Source organism: Tolumonas lignilytica (assembly GCF_000527035.1).
GTDB classification, from domain to species: Bacteria; Pseudomonadota; Gammaproteobacteria; order Enterobacterales; family Aeromonadaceae; genus Tolumonas; species Tolumonas lignilytica.
This window is the reverse complement of sequence record NZ_AZUK01000001.1, coordinates 500,585-525,199: the sequence shown is the minus strand read 5'-3', so window position 1 is coordinate 525,199 and position 24,615 is coordinate 500,585. Positions and strand designations below refer to the sequence as shown.

Sequence of the window (24,615 nt, the reverse complement as noted above, 5' to 3'; positions counted from 1 at the left end):
CGCGCGATTATAGGGTGAGGGGAGGAAACAGGCAATGTTCTTTTGGCGGGGAACGTAAAATTGTTGATAGCGGCATCCGTGCCACTGAGCTCCAGATGGAGTTTAAGCAGGTTAGATCTGGTTTTCGGTAACGGCTTTGTAGAAGTCGGTGTAGCCGCCTACATGTTTTTTACCGACAAAAATCTGCGGTACGGTACGCACAGGCTGACCGACTTTTTTCTGCAGATCGGCAACAGTCATCCCGGTTGCGAACAGATCAATGTAGGTAAACGCAAAGTCACGTTCTTCACAAAACTTCACGGCCATTTCACAGTAAGGGCAGTCGGGTTTGCCATAAATAATTACTGGTTCCATTTAGTCTCCTTTTTCGTAGAGCGATATAAATTTGTTTAACAATTCCAGTTCAGATTCCGGATGTGCCGGATCACTGATAATACAGTTGATCGGACACACCCGCACACAGGTGGGTTCCTCATAGAAACCCACACATTCGGTACAACGATCAGGGCTAATTTCATAAACCTGATCGCCCATGGTAATGGCCTGATTCGGACATTCCGGCTCGCACATATCGCAATTAGTGCAAGCCTCGGTGATCAATAAAGCCATTATTAAACCACCGCGTGTGGCTGGCGAGTGGTTTCCGTTTCGTTCAAATTCCGCAGCAAAATAGCGAAATTCAGGTCAATATTGTCCGGTACCGGGATCTGCACGATATGGCCATCACCGGGTGCTACTTCAATCTGTTCACCTTTTTTGTTTTCCAGATGTGACAACGCAAAGCTCACATTTCCTTGTGGCGTCATCAGCTCCAGACTGTTGCCCAGCATGAATTTGTTTTTTACGGCAATCTTCGCCATGCCATTAGCGGTACGTTCCAGCACTTCGCCGACAAATTGCTGACTGTCAGAAACGGAATAACCGTAATCATAGTTCTGATAATCAGAATGCACATGGCGACGCAGGAAACCTTCGGTGTAACCACGGTGAGCCAGATTTTCCAAAGTTTTCATCAGATCCGGGTTAAATAGCTTACCAGCAGCCGCATCATCAATCGCCTGACGATATACCTGAGCTGTACGGGCACAGTAGTAGAACGATTTTGTGCGGCCTTCAATTTTCAGCGAATGTACGCCCAGTTTGCTTAGTCGTTCAACATGCTGGATGGCGCGCAGATCGCGTGAGTTCATGATGTAAGTACCGTGTTCATCTTCAAACGCGGTCATGAACTCACCCGGACGATTTTTCTCTTCCAAGAGCACCAGCGCATCGCTGGGGGCACCCACACCCAAAGTCGGCTCGACTTTCACTGGGATGGGTTCTTGCTTATGCACGATCTGGCCAACATCATCCTGCTTGCCTTCATGCACGTTGTATTCCCAGCGGCAGGCATTGGTACAGGTGCCCTGATTCGGGTCGCGCTTGTTCAGATAACCAGACAGCAGGCAACGGCCGGAATAGGCCATGCAGAGTGCGCCATGTACGAACACTTCCAGTTCGATATCCGGGCACTGTTGGCGGATCTCTTCAATTTCTTCGATAGAGAGTTCACGAGACAGAATGACACGCTCCAGCCCCATTTTTTCCCAGAATTTGACGGTTGCCCAGTTAACCGCGTTGGCTTGTACTGACAGGTGTACCGGCATTTCAGGGAAGTGTTCACGCACCATCATGATCAGGCCCGGATCGGACATGATTAAGGCGTCCGGTCCCATATCGACTACAGGTTTCATGTCACGTACGAAGGTCTTCAGCTTGGAGTTATGTGGCTGAATATTGGCAACGACGTACAGCTTTTTACCTAAGTCATGCGCTTCGTTGATCCCCAATTGCAGATTGGCGTGATCAAATTCGTTATTGCGCACACGCAGACTGTAACGAGGCTGACCGGCATAAACGGCATCGGCACCGTAAGCATAGGCATAACGCATGTTCTTCAGCGTTCCCGCTGGAGACAGTAATTCGGGTTTAAACATATTGTTCTCTCTTGGTCTGATCACAGGTCAGTAAGATGCCACCTGATGGCACCGTGCACGCGGCCTAATGGCATTGTGCGCGCGGATTGTACTCTGGAACGAGTATGAAGGATATATCTGAAAAAACAGCGGAATGAAATTCTCATAACCGCTGTTTTATCCAGTGTTTTTCTCTGGTTTGGCTCTGAACGGATGCGACTATTCCGCTTTTTCTCCGCCCAGTGCGGCAATCAGTTCAGGAACGAATTTCGCCAGTTCACCGGTCATCAGGGCGAAGTCGGCATCCAGACGGGCTGTGTGATCTTCCGAGAGCACATCATCATTCTGCTCGCGCAGTTCTTCACTGAATTTCAGGCGCTTAATAGATAAATCATCCGCTAATACAAAACTGACGGTGTCTGACCAATTCAGTGCCAATTTAGTCACCAGTTTATCGGCCAGCAGATGCGCTTTGATTTCTTCAGTTACCAGATCCTGTTCTTTACAGCGGATGATGCCACCGTGTTCCAATGCTGAACGCAGTTCGGCTTCATCTTCCAACACAAAACCACCGGGGGCGGCTCCGTCATTCAGCCACTCGGTCATGGTGATTTCCGGTGGATTCTGTAACGCAAACGGCACGACAGGCAAGCTACCGGTGCATTTGCGCAACAGCGAGAGCACGTCATCGGCTTTTTTGGCGGAACTGGCATCAACGACCAGATATTTTTCAGCCGGATTGATCCAAAGGAAAGTCTGGCTGGAGCGGGTAAAGGCGCGGGGCAGCAGGGTATGCAGGATCTCTTCCTTCAGGGCCTCTTTTTCTTTTTTCTTCAGTGCGCGGCCCTGAGCAGCTTCCATTTCATCGATTTTTTCCTGCAGCGTGTCTTTGATGACCGATGCTGGCAGCATTTTTTCTTCCTTTCTGGCACACAACAACAGTTGTCCCTGCGCTTCGTGCACCAGTACTTCTGCATGTCTTCCCAGCGGGGAAACCCAACCGAATTTGCTCATATCCTGATTACCACAAGGCGTAAACAGATGGCTCTGCAGCATTTTCTCCAAGCTGTCAGCATCGTGTTCAAACGGACGAGTAAAACGATACAGTTGCAGGTTTTTAAACCACATGGCGACCTCTGGCATGTTTCAAAGAAAACGCATTCTAACAGCATTGTGATCGCTTCGGCATTCCCCAGATAAAAAGCGGAGCTGTTTCACAACCTGATAACCACCTGACTACCTATTCTGCTGCGCTGGGTAAACTAAAAATAAGCTTGTTTTGGAGTAAGCCATGGTGATTCGACGCAGCGAACCACAAGATATGCCGCAATTGACAGCCATCTGGCTGCAGGCGTCGTTGCACGCCGATGAGTTTTTGCCGGCGGCAACCTGGTGGCACAGACAGGAATCGATGCGTAAGCAACTGGAGTGCGGAACCGAAGTTTGGGTCGCGGATGATGAGGATCATCTGGTGGGTTTTGTCGCATTAAAGGCCGATGAGTTGCTGGAGCTTTATGTCGAACCGACGTGCCCACGGCAGCAATTGGCCGAGGAGTTGCTGGGGCTGGTCAAGCGGCACCATCCGATATTATACCACCGTGCCTGTGCAGACCATGTTGACGAAATTGAGTTCTATCAGAAGCAGGGTTTTAAGATCAAAGAAGCGCATAAACATCCGGTATGGCAATTGGATGAATATTGGATGGAGTGTCGTGACGCTTGAAAAAGCATGGCTTTGCCATCATGTTACGGGTAATTACTTCCTGATCTGTAGTTGAAAACTGTGAAATTACTGCATACCGCCGACTGGCATCTGGGACATCGTTTACACGGTCATGAGCGTTATTTCGAGCACCGTACCTTTCTCGATTGGTTAATGAATGAAATTGCTGCGCGAGATATTGATGGCTTGCTGGTGGCGGGCGATGTGTTTGATACTGCCAATCCGTCGGCAACCAGTTGGCAGTTGTTTTACCAGTTTTTAGCAACCCTTCGTCAGCAACGTCCACACCTGAATGTCATCATCATCGCTGGTAATCACGATTCGCCCTCGAAACTGGATGCGCCGCATGAATTGCTGAAATCCTTTGATTTACATCTGATTGGTGCTATCGAACGTGATTCTAATGGTCTGCTGGACTGTCAGAAACTCGCTATCCCATTAAAAGATAAAACGGGCCAGATACAGGCCTGGTGTGCGGCTGTGCCTTTCCTGCGTAGTGCCGATTTGCGTCTTAATGATGAGCGACAAGATGATCAGGATGATCGACTGATAATCGGGGTAGCCGAGGTGTATCAGCAGGTTTTCAGTTATATCAATGCACAACGCACAGCCGATCAACCGTTAATCGCAATGGGGCACGCTTATCTGCAAAGTGGCGAACTTTCCGAATTATCGGAAAGAAAGATCTTAGGCGGTAACCAGCATGCCTTACCATTGTCGGTATTCAACGGGGCTGACTATGTCGCTTTGGGGCATCTGCATTTGGCCCAGTCATTGAGTGCGCGGGTCTGTTATGCGGGCTCTCCGTTGCCACTCTCACTGGCCGAACAACATTATCCACACCAGTTGCTTGAACTCACAATCACCGACCATCAAATTACAGTCAGCGATAAAGTTCGGATACCGCAAATCGTCGAAATCTTGCGGATCCCGGCAACACCGGCACCACTTGATGAAGTGCTGAAAGCACTGACGGCACTTGCTCTGACCGATCTGCCGCATCATCAGCAACCGTTTCTGGAGGTGCGGGTTCGCCTGGAAAAACCCGAGGCCCGGCTAAGGGAACGAATCTTGGCGGCCTTGGCTGATAAGCCGGTCAGACTGGCGCGGATACACACCGAATACAGTGGTCATGGTTTAGGTATCGCCGACCAAATGACCAGCATTCCTTTAGATTCATTATCGCCGCAAGAAGTGTTTGAGCTATGTTATCAGCGACAATATGCGGCTAAGCCAGATGAACAATTACTCGGTTGCTTTCAGGAATTAGAAACCGCGCTGGAGAACGTTTGAAATGAAAATATTAGCGGTTCGTGGCGAGAATCTGGCCAGTCTGACACATGCCTTTGATATTGATTTTACTAATGGACGCCTGGGGGATAGTGGCTTGTTTGCCATCACTGGTAACACCGGCGCGGGTAAAAGCACGATCCTGGATGCCATCTGTCTGGCTCTTTATGATCAGATCGCCCGCTTCCCCAGCAATAAAAAAAACATGGCAGAGATTGGTCGTGCGGATGATAACGAGCGCTTGAAAGCGAACGATGTTCGACTGATTTTAAGCCGTGGGGCGGTGTCCGGTTATGCCGAAGTCGATTTCACCGCACGTGATGGGGAAAAATATTGCGCCCGCTGGTCAGTGCGCCGGGCGCGTAATCGGCCAGATGGCAAATGTCAGAAACAGGAGCGTTCGTTGCATCAGCTCTCGGCAGAGGGTGTCACCTATGCTGGCAGCCAGCGCGATGTACAAGGTCAGATTGATGACAAAATCGGGTTAAATTGGGAGCAGTTTCGTCGGGCGGTGATTTTACCGCAAGGGGATTTTGCGGCCTTTCTGAAAGCCAGTATGGATGAACGATCCTCTTTATTAGAACGCATGACCGGCACGGAGCATTATTCCGCACTATCGATTGCCGCTTACGAGCGCAGCAAAGAAGAACGTCAGCGGTTGGCGATGTTAGAAAGCAAGTTGGCGGAACAACCACAGTTTAGTCAGGAAGATCGTGACAATCTGCAATGGCAGTTACAGACCCTGTCCTTGCAGCAAAAACAAAATGCACAACAACTCAGCCTGCTGCAGGAATGGCAGGAGATGCAACGGCGTCTGCATGAGTTACAGAATGCCACGGCAGAATCGAAAGAGGCGTTACAAGTCACAACAGCGGCGTGGTTGGCTCAGGAGCAGGCCCGTCAGAGACTGACGTTGCTGGAAAAAGTGCAGGTCGCCCGTTCAGAACATGAACAATTGGATCGTACCCAGCTTGAGTTGCAGCAAGTCACCGAGACATTACAACAACGGCAGTCACAACTGGCACAACATCATGAGCATGAACAGCCGCTCAATCAACAATATCAGCAGGCTGTAGAACAACGGGATCAGGACGATGCGGCATTCGCCTTGTTACAGCGTGAAATGCATCAGGCCAGAGAACTGGATAATTCCTTAAAAGAGCGCCAGCAACAACTGCAACAATCAACGCTGCAATTATCGACATTGCAGACTGAGACCGCACAACAACATCAGTTACAGCAACAACAGCACTATCTATTGCTGCAGCTACAACAACAACGGACCGAACTCAAGCAATGGCTGGAAGAAAACCAGCACTGGCAGCGACAAGCGCAGCAACAACAGCCGCTATTAGCGGCAATGCAGGATTACCTAGGCGAGCAACAACGCTGGCTGCAACAAAATCAGCAAATTGCAACCTTTCAACAGCAGCTAAAAGAGCTGGAGCGAGCCCAGATTGCGGTTACCCATCAATATCAGGATCAACAGGAAGTCTTACAGCGTCTGAAGGATCGCCTGCAACAGGAAGGTGAATCTCAGGAATGGCAGGCATTGCAGCAATTGCAAAACCGTTGGCAGGAAGTGCAGGGAATTGCGGAGCGTTGTTATCACTTAAAGGCAGTGGCTGAACAGGCCGTACAGTTTCATCGTCAGCGAGCCGAATTATTACAAAGACAGAATCAGTTGCGCCTGAGCTTGCAACAAATTGCCTTGCGTCGTCAGGTGCTGTTGCCGGAACTGGGCGCGATCCGCGAACAATATCATCAAGTGCATCAAACACTGAAACAAGCACAGTTGCGTAGCCAGTTACACGACTATCGGGTTTATCTGCAGGAAAATCAGCCTTGTCCTTTGTGTGGGTCAGAGCATCATCCTTATCAACATGAAACGCTTTCCGACAATGTGTTGTTACAGTTGGAGCGCCAGCATTTGTTCCTGCAACAACAACTGGATCGTGGCCAGATTGAAAGCGCCCAGTTACAGGAAGCCGAACAACAAACAGTGCGAGCAGACACTGAGCTGGAACATCAGTTGGCTCATCTGACCAATTCTCTGCAAGCACTGGAAGGGCAATGGAAGGACATCCGCCAGGAATATACCCTGCTGATCCCAGCTTGGCCGGAAGTCGAGTCACAATGGTTACCGGTGATGACTCAGTTGACGCAGGTTCAGCACCAGCAATCAATTCAGGCGGGCGAGTTACATCAGCAATTTGAACGGTGTCGGGGGCAATTCGAACGTCAGCAATACCTGCAGGCACAACAGAAACAGGTGATGGTCAAAGTTCAGGAATATGAACGTGATTTGATGACACTGCGTAGTCAAAGCGGCGAGTTGCAGAGTGCATTTGAATTGTTACAGCAACAGCAAGCCTCTTTGTTACAGCGGATGCAGCAGAATGCGCAATCACTGGATGAACAGTTGGCTCCGCTGGAGTGGCGCACTTATCTGAATCTGGAACAGGGCGCGGCCTGGCTGCATGGCTGGCAGAAAGGCTGCCGGGAGTATCAGTTGGCCGATCAGCGCTGGATTCAAACCGATCAGCAATATCAGCAACTGCAAACGGAAGTTTCGGCCCATTCCAGCCGGTTACAGACATTGCGTGAACAATTGTTGCTACGAGAGCAAGAACATAGCCGTATTCAAGGCGATTATCAGCAACTATTGCAGCAGCGACAACAATGTCTGGGCGGACAATCAGTCGAATTATTGGAACAGCAATGGCAACAGCGTTTGCAACAAAATCGTCAGTTTGCCGAGCAGCAACAGCAAAAACTGCAACACTGGCAGGAACAACGGATTGCCTTGCAATCACAGGTTACCAGCCAACAACATCATCTGGAACAGTTGCAGACGCAGCTGCGCACGTTATTACGCAGCACCATGCAACAGCAACAGAAATTAGGGATTAATGAATATGATATCCGGCAGTTGCTATTGGTGCCTATTGAGCAGGTCCGTTTGCAACGCGAACAACTGGCACATCAAGACGAATTATTAACGCAAGCCAAAACACGTCTGCAGGAACGAGAGCAACAGACGGCATTGCAGCAGAAACGTTGTGATGCCTTATACACCGCGCAACCCCAGTGGCAAGGCTTATCTGCCGAACAACTGTCAGCCATGCAGCAGGAATGCGCTCTTTATTCGCAGGATCTGGAACAACTGCTATTTGATATCCGACGTCTGCAAATGCAGGCAGAAGAGGCTTCCGTCGCGCAAGGCCAGTTACAACAGGCGTATCAGGCCCAACAACAGATCAGTGATCGCTGGCAGCAATTGAGTGATCTGATTGGTTCAGCGAATGGGGCCAAGTTTCGTACGTTTGCCCAAAGTCTGACGCTGGAGCAATTGCTCGGACTGGCAAATCATCATCTGGCCGAGTTGGCTCCGCGTTATCAGTTACAGCGTGTGCCGGGCACCGATTTAGCCCTGCAGGTTATTGACCGGGATATGGGCGATGATATTCGCGCTGTTGAATCTCTGTCTGGTGGCGAGAGTTTTCTGGTTTCCTTAGCATTGGCGTTAGGGTTGTCATCTTTGTCATCGCATGACACCAAAATTGAGTCACTGTTCATTGACGAAGGTTTCGGCACGTTAGATCCAGAAAGTCTAGATACGGCCATCGCCAGTCTCGATGCACTACAGGCCGCCGGGCGGCAGGTGGGGGTCATTTCCCATGTGCAGACGCTGGTGGAGCGCATCGGCGTGCAAATTAAAGTACAAAGTTTAGGCGGAGGCGAAAGCAGAATCATATTGCCTTGATATGACAGGAATTACGCCTATCATAAAACTGTCACAAAACCTTCCGATAATGACATCATATTTGTCATAAAAGGGTTTGCATTATGTCAATGCGCGTATTAGTCGTTGAAGACGAAGCCCCCATCCGAGAGATGTTGTGCTTCATGCTGGAACAGAAAGGGTTTGAACCCATAGAGGCTGCCGATTTTTCAGAAGCGGTTTCTCTGGTGAAAGAACCCTATCCTGAATTGATTTTGTTGGATTGGATGATCCCTGGTGGTAGTGGTATTCAGTTTATCAAACTGATGAAACAGGAAGAGCTGACCCGCAATATTCCGATTGTCATGCTCACCGCCCGCGGCGAAGAAGAAGATAAAGTCCGGGGTCTTGAGGTTGGCGCTGACGATTACATCACCAAGCCGTTTTCACCAAAAGAGCTGACCGCGCGGATTAAAGCCGTGATGCGCCGCTCCGTGCCTACGGCAACGGAAGAGGTTATTGATGTGCAGGGATTGCGTCTCGACCCTGTTTCTCATCGCGTCACCGCCAATGATTTACCGTTGGACATGGGGCCTACCGAATTTCGCTTGTTGCATTTCTTTATGACACATCCAGAGCGTGTTTATAGCCGTGAACAGCTATTAAATAACGTATGGGGAACGAACGTTTACGTGGAAGATCGTACCGTCGATGTGCATATTCGGCGTTTACGTAAAGCCATGGCGGTGACAGGCCATGAAGTATTGATTCAGACCGTTCGTGGATCCGGATATCGTTTCTCCTCCCGCATTTAAGGGATTGTATGCAACAACCTGATTACTGGTCATCGATAATTAAAAAAGTGTTTGTGTTATACACACCACTTATAATCATTGGCGCATTAATGGGGGATTGGCGATTAGGTCTGATCCTTGCCCTCACTTACCATATCTTCTGGTTTTATCGGTACCAAAAGCGGTTACAAGATTGGCTATGGAATGATCGCAGCCTCATTCCACCTCAGGGGCCCGGCACCTGGGAGTTGATTTTCAACGGTATTTATCGTTTACAACAACGTCACCGGGCGCGGCGCAGAGAGCTGGCCAGCGTGATCCGTCGCTTTCGGGAGGGTGCCGAAGCCTTACCGGATGCTGCCGTGGTGTGTCGCAATGATGGCGCAATTATCTGGTGTAATAAGTTGGCCTGGCAGTGTCTGGGTTTTCGCTGGCCAGAAGATTCCGGGCAAAATATCAGTAACTTGATCCGTCATCCGTCGTTTGTCAGTTTTTTGCAACAACGCAAATTCAGTGAACCTTTGGTCATGCCATCTCCCGTGAATGATGACAAGATCCTGGAAGCCCGGGTTATGCCCTATTCGGATGATCAATTCATGCTGGTGGTGCGTGATGTGACGCATCTAAAAAGCGTAGAGAACATGCGGAAAAACTTTGTTGCCAACGTTTCTCATGAATTGCGTACCCCTTTGACCGTACTGAAGGGGTATCTGGAAATGCTGGAAGATGAGTTGCCGCCGCCAGTTCGCTGGAAAAAAATGCAACAGGTCATGCTGGAACAGACCATGCGGATGGACAGTTTAGTCGATCAGTTATTGACGCTGTCGCGCATTGAGGTTGCCACGGATATTGATCGCTCAAAAGTGGTGGATGTACCTAAGATGCTGCTCATGTTGCAGCATGAGGCCAAAGCGCTGAGTGGTTCATTACGACATGAGCTTATTTTCCAGATTGACCCGCAACTGAAAGTGTTTGGTGATGAAGATCAGTTACGTAGCGCGATGACAAATCTGGTCAATAATGCGATCAAATATACCCCGGCAGGGCGAAAAATTACGGTGGATTGGTGTCGTGAGGGTTCAAGCGCTCTCTTTTCTGTCACTGACGAAGGCGAAGGCATTGCATTGGAACACCTGGGGCGGTTGACCGATCGCTTCTATCGGGTTGATAAGGCGCGTTCACGGCAAACCGGTGGCTCAGGCTTGGGTCTTGCTATTGTGAAACATGCTTTGAGTCATCATGACAGCATGTTGAACGTGGAAAGTACATTAGGTAAAGGCAGTCGTTTCAGCTTCCGTATTCCGGCGAATTTAGTCGTTAAAGATGAAGTTGCCTTGGAAGCGAAGGCAGATTAATAACAGTCACAAAAGTGTCATCTATGCTTATTAGATTAGCCTTACTGACTGTCGATGCTCGTCCGCATGACGCATTAATAAAGAAAATATTCTCAACTGGAGAGAATGGATGAAACTGAACAAAGTAGTGAGTGCGGTGGGTTTTGCTGCAGCCGCTTTTATCTCCGCACAAAGCTGGGCGACGGGCGTCGATGCAGCGATCCCTGATTATCAGAAGGTCAGTGGCATTTCTGGTAATTTGTCGTCAGTCGGTTCAGATACGCTGGCGAACCTGATGACGTTGTGGGCTGAAGAATACAAACATGTTTATCCGAATGTGAATATTCAGATCCAAGCCGCCGGCTCATCGACAGCACCACCGGCATTGACCGAAGGCACCTCTCAGTTTGGTCCTATGAGCCGCACGATGAAAGAAGGCGAGATCGAGGCGTTCGAAAAACGTTATGGCTATAAGCCAACGCCTGTTCCGGTTGCGATTGATGCGTTAGCCGTATTTGCTCATAAAGATAACCCAATCAAAGGGCTGACCATGCAGCAGTTAGATAATATTTTCTCATCTACGCTGAAATGTGGCGGTACTCAATCCACCAATAAATGGGGCGAATTGGGGTTAACGGGGGAATGGGCTGCGAAAGATATTCAGCTATTCGGTCGTAATTCTGTTTCTGGTACCTATGGCTATTTCAAAGAACACGCCCTGTGTAAAGGGGATTTCAGAAATACCGTCAATGAACAACCGGGGTCAGCTTCGGTCGTCCAATCAGTGGCCGCCTCGCTGAACGGGCTGGGATATTCAGGCATTGGTTATAGAACTTCAGGTGTCAGAGCTGTTCCATTGTCAAAAGATGGCGGGAAAACATTCATCGAAGCCACCGAAGCGAATGCGGTTTCCGGCACCTATCCGTTGTCCCGTTACCTGTTCATCTATGTAAACAAAGCACCGAATAAACCATTGGATCCAATGCAGAAAGAGTTCCTGAAAATGGTGCTGTCGAAAACAGGTCAGAGCATCGTCATCAAAGATGGCTATATCCCGTTACCTGCCAAGGTTGTCGAAAAGCAATTAGCTGCACTCGATAAATAACAGCGTATCAGACTGTCAACGGAGCTCTCAGGGCTCCGTTTTGTTATCTGTCTTCCAGTTACCTCATCAGGCATAATGAGCACCTCTCAGAGGATGCAGCATGTCACAACCAGAACAAGATAGTTATTGGATCAACCACGCAATACAACTGGCCCGTCGTGCAGAAGAAGCCGGGGAGGTGCCGGTGGGTGCAGTATTGGTGTTAGACAATCAAATCATCGGAGAAGGGTGGAATTTATCCATTTCGACCCATGATCCCTGTGCACACGCCGAAATTATGGCGATCCGTGCGGCAGGGGAAAAAGTGGGTAATTACCGACTATTGAATTCTACGCTTTATGTCACCCTAGAACCCTGCGTAATGTGTGCGGGGGCAATGATCCATAGCCGTATTGCACGATTAGTTTATGGTGCCAGTGATTTAAAGACGGGGGCCGCGGGTTCGGTGTTTAATATATTAAACGACCCGCGTCATAATCATGTGGTCGAGGTTACTGCGGGTGTGTGTGCCGACATTTGTGGTCAGCAGTTAAGTGATTTTTTCCGCCGTCGTCGGGCAGAGAAAAAAGCGCTGAAATTACAAGTAAAAGCGATGTCTATAAAACCCGAATAACGGGATAGACATCGCTGCACATAAAGACACTGATATTGATCAGACGACTTCCAACACCAGTTCCCATAGCATTGCTTTCATATATTTTTGTTCGCGCTCAAGGTTTTGCATTAATAACTTATTATTTTCAGTCCAGCGGTGTGGCAATACTAATGTCATGGTATCACCAATGACCCGGATCCCGATATGAGGCAGGATCTCATCCATCCGGCGATGGTGTAAAGCGACCGCAATACGCAACAGACGGATACAACGCCAGAGCGCGTGATCGTCGTAGTTAGGGATCGGGCTGAATTCATAGGCCTTAATCGCTTTACGATGGAACCGAACCAATGTCGCGAGGGCTTGCTGTTCTTCCTGGTTAAAACCGGGTAGATCTGAGTTTTGTAAAATATAAGATGAGTGGCGCTGAATTGCTGAAAAATTGATCACCAGCCCGACTTCATGTAAGGCGGCAGCCCAGCTTAACAGGGGGCGCATCTGATCCGGTGGTAATTGCCAATCGGTGGCCACTAAATCAAACAATGAGAGAGCGGTCGTTTTTACCCGTGAGGCCTGATGGGTATCGAGATGATACATATCGGCCAAACCTTTAGCGGTTTGTTCTCGGATGTCATGCTGTTCCTGACGCGAGGCAAACTCGTAAAGGATCCCTTCACGTAATGCGCCGTCGGAATATTCCATATGTTCAATCCCTAGCCCCTGAAATAATGCAATCATGATAGCCACTCCGGCAGCGATCACAGGGCGTCGGTCGTCTGTCAGGCCGGGTAAATCCAGCTCTGTTATATATTTCTGCTGAATGATCTGTTGCTTGAGGTGTTCAAGACCGGCAAGTGTAATTTGCCCATCACCGCCTGCAGCCAACAGCAATTCTTTTACGGTCTTTATCGTCCCTGAGCTGCCTAAACATTGATGCCAATGTAAGGTTGTGAACTGGGTCAGAATAGGTTCGAGCTGATGCAATGCTTCAAAAATAGCGGCATTGAAGTTCTTTTCTGACGCCTTACCATTGCTGAAAAACTGCTTGCTAAACGTCACACAACCCATTTTCCGACTGGTTAGTGCCATTGGCAGGTATTTTTCACCAATGATTAATTCCGTACTGCCGCCGCCAATATCAATCACCAGCATCCGGCCTTGCGTATGCTGAGTGTGCGAAACACCCTGATAAATCAGGCGAGCCTCTTCTAATCCGGAAATGATCTCAATCGGGTGGCCAAGCAGTTGTTTGGCACGTTCTATAAAATGTTGCGCATTGTGCGCTACGCGCAAGGTGTAAGTTCCTGTGATCCGAATGTCATCAGGATGGATACTCTGCATTCGTTCCGCAAATAAAGCGAGGCAATCGAGGCCTCGCTTCATGGCTTCTTCAGAGAGATTTTTATATTCGTCCATGCCTTCCGCCAGACGAACACGTTCTTTTAACCGATCAACAACCTGCAAGCGACCATCAACGACCCGGGCTACCATCATATGAAAACTGTTTGAACCCAAATCGATCGCGGCAAGCATGTTATTCGGCATAAGACGGTAACTCCAGTCGTTGCAGATATTCGTAAATTGATATTTGAGAACGGATTTTACGACGATTTCCACGCGGAACATAGTTGTTCCGTTGATCCGCATCAATTACGCGCGCTTTCGTCGTGTCATTGAACTGTATTTCCAATAAGTCAATGATGCGTTGTTTTAAGCGCTCATCGTAAATGGGGGTGCCAACCTCTACTCGATGATCCAAATTACGCGTCATCCAATCTGCGGAGGAAATAAACACCTTCGAATTGCCATTATTATGGAACACCATGACTCGAGGGTGCTCCAGAAAACGATCGACAATACTGATAATTTGAATATTGTCACTCACCTCTGGAATTCCGGGAACCAGCGAACACATCCCGCGAATGATCATTCTGATCTTCACGCCGGCCTGGCTGGCTGCATATAAGCGCTGAACCATTCCGACATCAACTAAGTTGTTTATTTTAATTGTGATTTCTGCCGGGAGACCGTTTTTAGCGTTCGCTAATTCATTATCAATCAGGCGATAGATATAACGTCTTGAATTGATGGGTGAAACGAGCAGGTGATTAAATTTGATACGGCGGTAGGGATGCTCAATGAACTCAAATACGGAATCGACTTCTGCAGCTATTTCCTGATTACGGGTAAAGAGTGAGAAATCGGTATAGATCTTCGCCGTTTTTTCGTTGAAGTTTCCTGTGCCAATGTGGGCATAGCGAACCTGCTCATTCCCTTCGCGACGAGTTATCAGACAGAGTTTGGAATGAACTTTCAAACTATCAAGGCCAAAGAGTACTTTAACACCGGCATCTTTCAGGCGATTTGCCCAGATGATGTTGGCAGCCTCATCGAAGCGCGCCTGTAATTCGACCACAACGGTCACCCGTTTCCCGTTGTTAGCAGCATCAATAAGCGAATCAATAACCCGTGACTGGCTGGCAACACGGTAGATATTCATCTTGATAGAGCTGACAGCCGGATCAAAGGATGCCTGACGTAGCATTTCGGTCAGGTATACGAACTTGTGATAAGGGTAGTGCAATAAAATGTCTTGTTCTGTGATGGCTTTAAATACGGTTCGGTGCCGTTCAAAATCCTGACACTCTAATGCCGGTAATTTGTAGTTTTCCAGATAGGTGCGACCTACATTGGGAAATCCAATGAAGTCTTTAAAATTGTGATAACGGCCACCGGGCATAATGGAGTCGTAGTGGCTCATTTCCAATTTGCTGGTGAGAAATTGCACCATGGCTTGCGGCATTTCTCTGTCATAAGCAAACCGGACCGGTAAGGCTTTCAAACGCTGCTTTAACCCTTCACTGGTTTTTTCCAGCAACGTGAGATCCATTTGTGATGACAAATCAAATTCGGCATCTCGGGTCATTTTTACAGAATAGGCAGCGATCGAGTCGTATTCAAAGAAACCTCGGAAAATATCGTCCAGACACAAGCGGATGACATTATCCAAAATGATTAATACTTTTTTGCCGCGATTGCCGTCGCTGGGAACAGGAACAAAACGCGGAACATGCTCAGTCGGTACTTCAATCAGTGCATATTGACTATGCAACCCCTCTTTTTTCATCTTGACGGCAAGATAGGTGTATTGGTCTTTGAGGAAACTGACTGGATCACTATCACTGGTCAATAAAATCGGGCTGATATGACGCAGAACCTTTTCTTTAAAGTAGGTGCGTAACCAGCTTTTTTGTTCTGCGCTGGTTTGTTCTTCATTGATAAGAAAGATATTATGGCGCGCCAATGCCATCATCAGCTCGTGGTAGGTGTTATCAAAAACCTGACCCAGTTCCATAACACGGTCTTGGATGGTATGCAGCAGATCTTCAGCTTTCGGGTCTCCGCCGTGTTCTTTATGAATCAACACCCGACGTTTGACATCAGCAACGCGAACTTTGAAAAATTCATCCTGGTTGTTGGAAAAAATGCCGAGAAACCGAACTCGTTCAATAAGAGGCACTGATTTATCCATGGCTTCTTGCAATACGCGGCCATTAAATGAGAGCCAGCTCAACTCTTTTTCAATCCACAATTTGTCACTACTCATGCCAATCCTCACCGCACTTTATTATTGCTGCAGTTGCTTAGTTCACAACGCATTGCAGCTATAGTATATGTCAACTATATGACAAACTTGTGTCACTGCTTGTAAATCAGAACTTTATACCTGACAGAGACTGTAGCAAATGCTGGATAGATACAGAAATAGATGCCATGTAACAAAAGTGTCATCTTCAATCCCTAAAATACGCCACTCTATGTGGAGTTGAGGTTTTAATGTCAACTGAATCAATCAATTTGACGATGGCAGGCAGCCGTAAACGACGAGTGAAAGATCGTCTGGCAAGCATTGGAATTACAGCCGGTGGCATTTTGGTACTGGTTGCTTTGCTGCTGATTTTTTTCTATCTGCTGTATGTCGTAAAACCTCTCTTTGTCGGTGCATCACTTCAGCCTGTTGCGTCATTGCAAGTGCCTGTTAAGGGTGAAACGGCTATCCTAGGCACGGATGATCAGAATCAAATTGGTTATCGTTTCAGTCATCAGGGTACGGTCGATTTCTTTTCTCTGAATAAAGCATCGGGTTATCCCATCGGCAATGTGTTGTTACATCAGGATATCGCATCAGATGTGACAGCAGTTGCTAGCACCTCAATGGGGAAAACTCTGGTCATTTATGGTCTGGCAAACGGTCAGGCAAAGGTGATCCAGCCGGAATTCATTGCTACCTATCCGAAAGGTAAAGACCGGGTTACTCAAGCCGAACTCAAATATCCGTTAGGTGAGACTCCGGTTGTATTAGATCCCGAAGGTCATGCTATTAACAAGTTAGCATTTGAGGCTAAATCAGATAAACGAATATTTGCTTTTGCTACCGATAGTGGTGTGCAACTGTTGGTACAAAGCGGGGAAGAGAACTTTCTTTCCGGTGAGGTCGAATGGAATAGCCAGCATTACCGGTTACCTGAAATCACCGGTAAAATTGATCAGCTATTGCTGACGCCAAATCTGGACGTATTACTGGTCCGCGTCGGCAATTTATTGTCTATTTATAATATTGCCACCCCGGAAAATATTACGCTAAAAGCTTCATTACCTGTCAATGCGCAACAGGCCAATGTAACCAATATTTCGCTCTTGAGTGGTGCATCGTCACTGTTGGTTGCCAATGACAATGGCGTGATATCCCAGTGGTTTGAGGTACTCAAGAGTGGTGTGCGGAATTTTATGCAGATCCGCGAGTTTCAGGCGAAGCAATCGATTCGGGATCTGGCTCCTGAGCATAGTCGGAAAGGGTTTGCGACCTTATCGGGTAATAATCATATCGAACTTTTTTATACAACCAGCCATGCACGTTTGTATGCCGATAATCTGGGTCCCGGCAAATTAGACGCTATTTCATTATCTCCGCGTAACTCTGCTTTGCTGACAGAACAGGCCGATAAATTTCAGCTTTATCATGTATCGAATGAACATCCGGAAGTGAGTTGGAGCTCGTTGTGGACAAAGGTTTGGTACGAAGGTTATCCAGAACCGCAATATGTATGGCAGTCCACGTCGGCTTCTGATGATTTTGAACCCAAACTCAGCCTGGTGCCATTAGCATTTGGTACCATGAAAGCGGCCTTTTATGCCATGTTGTTTGCTGTCCCGATTGCACTGGCTGGCGCCATTTATGCGGGTTATTTCATGTCGGCGGGGATGCGCACATTCGTGAAACCGACCGTGGAAATCATGGCTGCATTGCCGACGGTGATTCTCGGTTTTCTTGCCGGATTGTGGCTTGCACCGGCAATAGAAGCCAATCTGCCTGGCATTGTATTGATGCTGTTCTCCTTGCCATTAGGCGTATTATTGGCTGGTCTGGGCTGGGGGGCTTTGCCTCGTTACATCAAAGAAGCATTACCTGATGGCTGGCATGCCCTCATTCTGATCCCTGTGATTGTGTTGATTGGCTGGGGATGCATTGAATTGAGCCCGTTCATTGAGATGCATTTCTTCGGTGGTAATGTTCGCAGCTTCATCACGAATGATATTGGTATCCGTTTCGATCAGCGTAACGCGCTGGTTGTCGGCATCGCGATGGGATTTGCAGTTATTCCGACAATTTTCTCCATTGCTGAAGATGCCGTGTTTTCAGTGCCAGCACATCTGACGCAAGGTTCTTTGGCGTTAGGTGCTACACCTTGGCAAACGTTAAGTCGAGTCGTCATTCTGACTGCCAGCCCCGGTATTTTTTCCGCTGTGATGATGGGGCTGGGGCGTGCGGTGGGAGAGACCATGATTGTTCTGATGGCGACAGGGAATACGCCCATCATGAACATGAGTATTTTTGAAGGGCTGCGCACATTAGCAGCCAACATTGCGGTAGAAATGCCTGAGTCTGAAGTGGGCAGCTCCCATTACCGTGTGCTTTTCTTAGCTGCGTTTGTTTTATTCGTATTTACCTTTATTTTTAACAGCATTGCTGAATATATCCGGCAACGTCTGCGTGATAAATACAGTTCTATGTAGTCAGGTCAAAGGATGAAAGTAGCATGAAAACGTGGTTTAAATCAGGCTCGCCTTGGATCTGGCTGACAGGCGGAGCGGTTAGCCTCAGTCTGGTGGCTGTAATTGGTTTGTTGATGCTGATTGGCTGGCGCGGTTTGGTTTATTTCTGGCCGCATACCATTTATGAATGGCAAGTGACGGAAAACGGCAAATCAGAAGTGGTTATTGGGGAACTCTATGATGAAGAGCTTGTTCCCAGTGCCCGAATTCGCGCAACTGGTGTGGCATTACCCAATAATGTAGGCGAAGAGCTGACGCGTTATCTGGTAAAAACCGGGAATCGGGAGTTTGTGCCTCTCGATTTTCGCTGGTTGCTGGAAACCAATATTAAAAAGCGTTCCCAACCGAAAGAACTGGCTGTACTGGAACGAAGTACCAATGGCAATTTCTATGGCTATATCCAACATCTGGTCGTGGATGGTAAAGCATTAGCTGAGAATATCCATCAGATCTTACCTGCTCACTTAAAGCGAGTGCGTGCACTAAATACAGAAGCGAATGACTTGCAGAAAGGTAAGATTGGTTCGATTAACTATCAGTTGGAAAAACTGCGCCTGAAAGAGCGCAAATTACAGCTGAATAACGAATGGAACGAGCCGGCGCAGAAAGAATTTGCGGTGCAACGCTCGCAATTGAGTCAGCAATACCAGGTTTTGGAAAAGCGCTTGTTTGATCTGCGCGATCAGGCCAGCCATGACACCTTAGTCATTAAAGATATGCGCGGAATTGATGTCAGTATACCGTTAACGCAAGTCTTGGATGTCACCTGGCCAAACCAAATGAATCTGCTACAGAAAACAGGTCATTGGTTTCATCAGATCGGTAAATTTGTTAGTGACGAACCGCGCGAAGCTAACACAGAAGGCGGTGTTTTCCCTGCTATTTTTGGTACCGTATTTATGGTGCTGCTGATGACTGTCATTGTGACGCCTTTGGGGGTTATAGCTGCGGTTTATCTGCATGAATACGCAGGGAAAAATGCCATGACTAAGTTGATTCGGATTGCTGTGATTAACCTTGCCGGGGTCCCGTCAATTGTCTACGGTGTGTTTGGGTTGGGATTTTTTGTTTATATGGTCGGCGGTACATTGGACCGCGTTTTTTATCCGGAATCTTTTCCTAATCCGGTGTTTGGTTCCCCCGGCATTCTTTGGTCTGCCTTGACGCTGGCTATTTTGACATTGCCCATTGTTATCGTATCGACCGAGGAGGGATTGTCTCGGATTCCAAGTTCGGTTCGATACGGTTCATTAGCGTTGGGGGCGACGAAAGCAGAAACGTTATGGCGAATTGTGCTGCCAATGGCAAGCCCCGCCATTATGACTGGGCTTATTCTGGCTATAGCTCGTGCGGCTGGTGAGGTTGCTCCTTTGATGCTGGTAGGTGCTGTGAAATTGGCTCCAACATTACCGGTTGATGGCAACTTTCCATATATACATGTGGAACGAAAATTTATGCACCTTGGTTTCCATATTTTTGATGTTGGTTTCCAAAGTCCGAATGTGGAAGCGGCGCGACCACTGGTTTATGCCACCTCGTTTTTGTTGGTCACCGTTATTGTTGGGTTGAACCTAACTGCCATCAGTATTCGTAATCATTTGCGTGAAAAATACCGTGCGCTGGATAACTAATAAATTGCCCCGGAATGTAAGTTTCCAGAGTTGAGGAAAATATGATTAATGTAACTCCGACTATTAGTAGCAGTGAAGCCATTGATTTGGTGAATTTAGCGGCGGATAGAACAGCATTAGAAGTGAAGGGGCTGAATCTTTATTACAGCAATAAACAGGCATTATTCAATATCGGCATGAAAATACCGAAAGGGCAGGTGACTGCGTTTATCGGACCGTCAGGCTGTGGTAAATCGACATTGTTACGCTGTATTAACCGGATGAACGATCTGGTTGAAACCTGCCGTGTTGAGGGTGAAATTTTATTGCATGGAAAAAATATCTACGATCGCAGTGTTGATGTTGCCGCATTGCGTCGTCGTGTTGGCATGGTTTTCCAGCGACCTAACCCATTTCCCAAATCGATCTACGAAAATGTCGTGTATGGTTTGCGTCTGCAGGGGATCAACATGCGTCGTGAACTGGATGTCGCTGTCGAACGTAGTTTACGCGGCGCGGCGTTATGGGATGAAGTTAAGGATCGACTGAATGAAAATGCCTTCGGATTATCAGGAGGGCAGCAACAACGTTTAGTGATTGCGCGTGCTATCGCAATAGAACCCGAAGTTTTACTGTTGGATGAACCGACCTCAGCGTTGGATCCAATATCAACATTAACAATTGAAGAATTGATTAATGAGCTGAAAAGCAAATATACCGTGGTGATCGTAACACACAATATGCAACAAGCCGCGCGTGTCTCTGACCAGACGGCTTTTATGTATATGGGTGAGCTGATCGAATATTCTGACACCAACACCATCTTCACTAAACCGAAGATGAAAAAAACCGAAGACTACATTACGGGTCGTTACGGTTAACAACACGGGAGGTTAACGTGGAAGTAAACAAACACATATCCGGTCAGTTTAATACCGAACTGGAAACCATTCGTAGCAGTGTTTTAGCTATGGGCGGTATGGTAGAACAGCAGCTTAGTAATGCGCTGGAAGCAATACATTCACAAGATGTTGAACTGGCTCGTAATATTGTCGAAACCGATCTCAAGGTTAACGCCATGGAGATTGCGATTGATGAAGAGTGTACTCGCATCATTGCGAAACGTCAGCCAGCAGCAAGTGATCTGCGATTGATTCTGATGATTTCCAAAACGGTGACTGATTTGGAACGCATGGGTGATGTGGCAGATAAACTGGCGCGCATGGTACTGAAAAGCACAGGCCGTACCCAGGCGCCATTGGTTTCGCTCGATAGCATGGGGCGCTTGGCTATCAAAATGTTGCATGATGCATTAGATGCCTTTGCCCGGATGGATGTGGAAGCCGCTGTTCGTTTATACCATGACGATGACAAAATTGATCGTCAATATGAGTCTATTATTCGTGAATTGATGACTTATATGATGGAAGATCCGCGCACAATTCCTCAAGTATTGGATGTGCTCTGGTGTGCCCGTTCAATTGAACGTATCGGTGATCGTTGCCAACACATCAGTGACTACATTATCTACTGCGTAAAAGGAAAAGACGTTCGTCATACCAAGATTGAAAACGTCGACTCACTTGATAGATAAAATATTCAAAGAGCTCCTTTGGGGCTCTTTGGTTATAATCCATATGAAAAGAAAGGGATTTTTCAAAATTTATATGGTGGCGATTGTTAATTGCATGTTGATTGTGTGTTAAATTAGATTCGTTCAGATGTATACATATTCAGAAGAAAATTGATTATTTATTTTTGATGATATATGCCAAGCCTGAAACAAAAGAATACGAAATTAATAGCTTGCGTTTATACATCTGATTACAATGGGTTCAGATGGTTTGAAGCACATCACAAAAAAATAGTTAAGGATTAACTAAAGAGCACACTATATGACAATTCTTGTAACTGGCGGTACGGGTTATATCGGCAGTCATACTGTCGTTGAGCTATTAAATTCGGGCTACGACGTCGTGATTGCGGATAACTTCTGTAATTCGCATCCGAAAGTACTAGAGCGGATAGCTGAATTAACAGGCAAGAAACCTGCGTTTTATGAAGTTGATATCCGTGATGCACTGGCGTTACAGAATATATTCGAAAAGCATAATATAAAATCGGTCATTCACTTTGCTGGCTTAAAAGCCGTTGGTGAGTCGACTCGCCTTCCTTTGAAATATTATCAAAACAATATTGCTGCAACATTGACACTCTGCGATGTCATGCAGCAAGCAGAAGTATTTGATTTAGTCTTCAGTTCGTCTGCAACCGTCTATGGTGATCCTCTATCAGTTCCAATCAACGAAAAGTTTCCATTATCGGCAACTAATCCTTATGGCCGTTCTAAATTGATGGTTGAAGAAATTTTGCGTGATGTTGCCAAAGCAGAGCCTCGCTGGGGGATTGTATTACTGCGATACTTTAATCCGGTCGGGGCCCATGCTTCAGGTTTAATGGGGGAAGATCCCAATGGTATCCCTAATAATCTTCTCCCGTTTATTAGTCAGGTCGCCATTGGCCGTCGTTCTGAGCTCTCCGTATTTGGTAATGATTATCCTACACCCGATGGTACGGGGGTTCGTGATTATATCCATGTTGTTGATTTGGCTGTCGGGCATATCAAAGCCATCGAGCGAATAAAACGCGAGCGTGGCGTTTTGACCTATAACCTGGGTACAGGAAAAGGTTATTCAGTGCTGGATATGATCCATGCTTTTGAAAAAGCATCTGGTATAAAAATTGCATATAAAATTGTAGATCGTCGCCCCGGTGATATTGCTGAATGCTGGTCCGATCCTGCTTACGCAGCGAAAGATTTAGGTTGGGAAGCAAAACGATCGCTAGATGACATGATGCAAGATACATGGTGCTGGCAATCAAAGAATCCTAACGGATATCAAACAAACTAGTTAGATTTCAAAATTATCCAGCGTTGCATTATATTGGTGCGGCGTTATCCAATTTAGTATTTCATCCGCAGTGTGGCAGCGGTAAGCCAGGGGCGGTAGCCTGTCTCAACAATAACTATGATTACACTCCTGAATTTCATCATGAAGAAAACACAAGGGTTCTCGTTACTAATTAGCATTGTTGTATGCACTCAAAGCTGGGCGTCGCCATGGGTGGAGGCTGATGATCCCTTTTTGCGTTCTGACGTGCAATTTTTGGCTGACCGTGGTTTGTTGTCGATGCCAACCAACACATATCCAGTGCGATGGTCTTTATTCAATGATCAGTTCAGCCGAATGGATATTGAACATCTGTCGCCAGCCGAAGAATTGGCCTATCACAGTGTTGACTATCGGCTGGATAGTGAGCGTTTAGGTCGAGGTCGTAATCATTTGATACTAAGCGGTGCCAGTGACGCTCAAGCAGGAAATAACGGTTTTGGTGGATACCAGAAAACCAAAGCGGGCATGAGTATCAGTCATGAAATCATGGAAGATCAATTTGCATTCAGAATTGCATCAGGTCTGCGTCAGGCTGATGACAAAAATGAACGTTGGAATTTTGATAATAGTTATTTTGCGGTTGCCATTCATGATTTCAGTATGTCTTTTGGCTGGTTGCCTCGCTGGTGGGGCCCTGGATGGATTCATAGTAGTGGTATCGCAGAACAATCTTATCCACTCCCATCATTTTCTGTGAGTTATCTGAAACCTAAAATTCCCGTTGTTGGCACTCTATGGCTCGAAACTCTCATTGCTAAACAAAACAATGATGCGGCAGATAGTTATTTATCTGCTTCACGTCTGGCATTGAAGCCTACTTCACACTTACAACTTGGTGCTACCTATAAGAGTTGGTTTGGGGGAGATGAATCCGAGAATAAAACAACTGAATGGGCAAAGGCGATAACGGCAGGGAATAGCAATGGATTGTATTCAATGGATGCTCGATTGTCATCGGCGTTACCCTTACAGGGCGCAGGGGGCATCTATGCGGAAGAAGGCCAGACTCGTCAGAATACGTTGAAATATAAAATGATCGGTACCGATGCCCAGTGGTTGATCTCGAATCAGTCTGTTCGTTGGGTAATTGAATATGCACTACAAAAAGAAAGCAGTGATAACTATTATATGCAAACGTTAGAACATAGACGGGCATCGATTATAAGTATTCCGGCAGATCATGAGTTAAGTGTAGGAAGTTATTGGCAATTATCGACAGATCAACAAGTTTCTTTATTTTGGCATAACACCGTATTAGATGAAAATAAGTCAGTGAATCGAATTACAGGACAATTTAAACAACCAATACTTGCTGGATTACTCACATTTAATACATCATTTTTAAATAAACCCATTATAGGTCAAGATCGTAATAATTTTGGCATCAACTACGAATATCGTTTTAATTAAAAGATTT

General features: G+C 47.0%; 19 protein-coding genes. 13 read left to right on the top strand and 6 right to left on the bottom strand.

Going from position 1 to position 24,615, the window contains the following annotated elements:
- Positions 1-111: 111 nt before the first annotated feature.
- The 4 genes from H027_RS0102455 to rdgC all read right to left on the bottom strand — a co-directional run bounded on the left by H027_RS0102455 (position 112) and on the right by rdgC (position 3,083).
- On the bottom strand, positions 112-354 hold the full coding sequence (locus H027_RS0102455) for a GrxA family glutaredoxin (RefSeq protein WP_024870949.1): 243 nt from the start codon (positions 352-354) through the stop codon (positions 112-114).
- Positions 355-609 (bottom strand): YfhL family 4Fe-4S dicluster ferredoxin, encoded by a 255-nt coding sequence (locus H027_RS0102450; protein ID WP_024870948.1) that lies wholly within the window; start codon positions 607-609, stop codon positions 355-357.
- Positions 610-611: 2 nt separating this feature from the next.
- Positions 612-1,976 carry a prephenate-dependent tRNA uridine(34) hydroxylase TrhP gene (gene trhP / locus H027_RS0102445; protein ID WP_024870947.1) on the bottom strand — a complete coding sequence of 455 codons (1,365 nt, stop codon included), beginning with the start codon at positions 1,974-1,976 and terminating at the stop codon, positions 612-614.
- Between the two features lie 198 nt (positions 1,977-2,174).
- A complete protein-coding gene (rdgC, locus tag H027_RS0102440) occupies positions 2,175-3,083 on the bottom strand; it encodes a recombination-associated protein RdgC (protein WP_024870946.1) in 909 nt (302 codons plus the stop codon).
- Between the two features lie 163 nt (positions 3,084-3,246).
- Here rdgC and H027_RS18235 point away from each other — a divergent pair, with 163 nt between their 5' ends.
- The 7 genes from H027_RS18235 to tadA all read left to right on the top strand — a co-directional run bounded on the left by H027_RS18235 (position 3,247) and on the right by tadA (position 12,538).
- A complete protein-coding gene (locus tag H027_RS18235; RefSeq protein WP_024870945.1) occupies positions 3,247-3,678 on the top strand; it encodes a GNAT family N-acetyltransferase in 432 nt (143 codons plus the stop codon).
- Between the two features lie 60 nt (positions 3,679-3,738).
- Complete coding sequence (locus H027_RS17395) at positions 3,739-4,971, top strand: exonuclease SbcCD subunit D (RefSeq protein WP_038149383.1); 1,233 nt, start codon at positions 3,739-3,741, stop codon at positions 4,969-4,971.
- 1 nt (position 4,972) lies between these two features.
- Positions 4,973-8,734 carry an AAA family ATPase gene (locus H027_RS0102425; RefSeq protein ID WP_024870944.1) on the top strand — a complete coding sequence of 1,254 codons (3,762 nt, stop codon included), beginning with the start codon at positions 4,973-4,975 and terminating at the stop codon, positions 8,732-8,734.
- Between the two features lie 83 nt (positions 8,735-8,817).
- Positions 8,818-9,507 (top strand): phosphate regulon transcriptional regulator PhoB, encoded by a 690-nt coding sequence (phoB, locus tag H027_RS0102420; protein WP_024870943.1) that lies wholly within the window; start codon positions 8,818-8,820, stop codon positions 9,505-9,507.
- 8 nt (positions 9,508-9,515) lie between these two features.
- Entirely contained in the window at positions 9,516-10,841 is a 1,326-nt protein-coding gene (gene phoR / locus H027_RS0102415; protein ID WP_024870942.1) for a phosphate regulon sensor histidine kinase PhoR, read from the top strand.
- A gap of 109 nt (positions 10,842-10,950) precedes the next feature.
- Positions 10,951-11,925 (top strand): PstS family phosphate ABC transporter substrate-binding protein, encoded by a 975-nt coding sequence (locus H027_RS0102410; protein WP_024870941.1) that lies wholly within the window; start codon positions 10,951-10,953, stop codon positions 11,923-11,925.
- Between the two features lie 100 nt (positions 11,926-12,025).
- Entirely contained in the window at positions 12,026-12,538 is a 513-nt protein-coding gene (tadA, locus tag H027_RS0102405; protein ID WP_024870940.1) for a tRNA adenosine(34) deaminase TadA, read from the top strand.
- A gap of 39 nt (positions 12,539-12,577) precedes the next feature.
- Here tadA and ppx read toward each other — a convergent pair whose 3' ends face one another.
- Entirely contained in the window at positions 12,578-14,065 is a 1,488-nt protein-coding gene (ppx, locus tag H027_RS0102400; protein ID WP_024870939.1) for an exopolyphosphatase, read from the bottom strand.
- Positions 14,055-16,127: a polyphosphate kinase 1 gene (ppk1, locus tag H027_RS0102395; protein ID WP_024870938.1), complete on the bottom strand. Its 2,073-nt coding sequence runs from the start codon at positions 16,125-16,127 to the stop codon at positions 14,055-14,057. The genes ppx and ppk1 overlap by 11 nt, the downstream gene beginning before the upstream one ends.
- Before the next feature lie 230 nt (positions 16,128-16,357).
- Between ppk1 and H027_RS0102390 the strand changes: the two genes are divergently transcribed.
- The 6 genes from H027_RS0102390 (at position 16,358) to H027_RS0102365 (ending at position 24,608) form a co-directional block, all read left to right on the top strand.
- Positions 16,358-18,595 carry an ABC transporter permease subunit gene (locus H027_RS0102390; protein WP_024870937.1) on the top strand — a complete coding sequence of 746 codons (2,238 nt, stop codon included), beginning with the start codon at positions 16,358-16,360 and terminating at the stop codon, positions 18,593-18,595.
- A gap of 23 nt (positions 18,596-18,618) precedes the next feature.
- Positions 18,619-20,265 (top strand): phosphate ABC transporter permease PstA, encoded by a 1,647-nt coding sequence (pstA, locus tag H027_RS0102385; protein WP_024870936.1) that lies wholly within the window; start codon positions 18,619-18,621, stop codon positions 20,263-20,265.
- Positions 20,266-20,306: 41 nt separating this feature from the next.
- On the top strand, positions 20,307-21,125 hold the full coding sequence (pstB, locus tag H027_RS0102380; protein WP_024870935.1) for a phosphate ABC transporter ATP-binding protein PstB: 819 nt from the start codon (positions 20,307-20,309) through the stop codon (positions 21,123-21,125).
- Between the two features lie 17 nt (positions 21,126-21,142).
- Complete coding sequence (gene phoU / locus H027_RS0102375) at positions 21,143-21,838, top strand: phosphate signaling complex protein PhoU (protein WP_024870934.1); 696 nt, start codon at positions 21,143-21,145, stop codon at positions 21,836-21,838.
- 301 nt (positions 21,839-22,139) lie between these two features.
- Complete coding sequence (gene galE / locus H027_RS0102370) at positions 22,140-23,156, top strand: UDP-glucose 4-epimerase GalE (RefSeq protein WP_024870933.1); 1,017 nt, start codon at positions 22,140-22,142, stop codon at positions 23,154-23,156.
- 141 nt (positions 23,157-23,297) lie between these two features.
- Entirely contained in the window at positions 23,298-24,608 is a 1,311-nt protein-coding gene (locus tag H027_RS0102365; protein WP_161632442.1) for a capsule assembly Wzi family protein, read from the top strand.
- Positions 24,609-24,615 lie beyond the last annotated feature (7 nt).